The organism is Enterobacter cloacae complex sp. OE43NF (assembly GCF_023544405.1).
Taxonomy (GTDB): domain Bacteria; phylum Pseudomonadota; class Gammaproteobacteria; order Enterobacterales; family Enterobacteriaceae; genus Enterobacter; species Enterobacter cloacae.
This window is the reverse complement of the sequence record NZ_JAMJFW010000144.1, coordinates 1-932: the sequence shown is the minus strand read 5'-3', so window position 1 is coordinate 932 and position 932 is coordinate 1. Positions and strand designations below refer to the sequence as shown.

The 932-nt window shown below is 53.0% G+C and carries 1 protein-coding gene; it reads right to left on the bottom strand.

Annotated elements, in window-relative coordinates:
- Nucleotides 1–932 (bottom strand): elongation factor Tu (tuf, locus tag M8370_RS23395; protein ID WP_097540861.1); only part of this gene is annotated, 932 nt, incomplete at both ends.

The window sequence follows — 932 nt, the reverse complement described above, 5'->3', positions numbered from 1 at the left end:
CCTTCACGGATTGCGAAACGCAGACCGTCGTCCATCGCGATTGGGTGGATCAGAGTCACAACCATCTTGATGTTGTCGCCTGGCATTACCATCTCTACGCCTTCTGGCAGTTCGATGGTACCGGTCACGTCAGTTGTACGGAAGTAGAACTGTGGACGGTAGCCTTTGAAGAACGGAGTATGACGGCCGCCTTCGTCTTTGGACAGGATGTACACTTCAGATTCGAACTTGGTGTGTGGCTTGATTGAGCCTGGCTTCGCCAGAACCTGACCACGTTCGATTTCTTCACGTTTGATACCACGCAGCAGAACACCAACGTTCTCACCAGCACGGCCTTCGTCCAGCAGTTTGCGGAACATTTCAACGCCAGTACAGGTAGACTTCGCAGTCTCTTTGATACCAACGATTTCAACTTCTTCACCAACTTTGATGATACCGCGCTCTACACGACCGGTAACAACGGTACCACGACCGGAGATGGAGAATACGTCTTCGATTGGCAGCAGGAATGGCTTATCAATCGCACGCTCTGGTTCTGGGATGTAAGAATCCAGGTAGCCAGCCAGTTCGATGATTTTCGCTTCCCACTCTGCGTCGCCTTCCAGCGCTTTCAGAGCAGAACCACGAACGATTGGGGTATCGTCGCCTGGGAAATCGTACTGAGACAGCAGTTCACGAACTTCCATCTCTACCAGTTCCAGCAGCTCTTCGTCATCAACCATGTCGCATTTGTTCAGGAACACGATGATGTAAGGAACGCCTACCTGACGACCCAGCAGGATGTGCTCACGAGTCTGAGGCATTGGGCCGTCAGTCGCAGCTACTACCAGGATCGCGCCGTCCATCTGCGCAGCACCGGTGATCATGTTTTTAACATAGTCGGCGTGGCCTGGGCAGTCTACGTGTGCGTAGTGGCGAGTCGGGGTGTCATA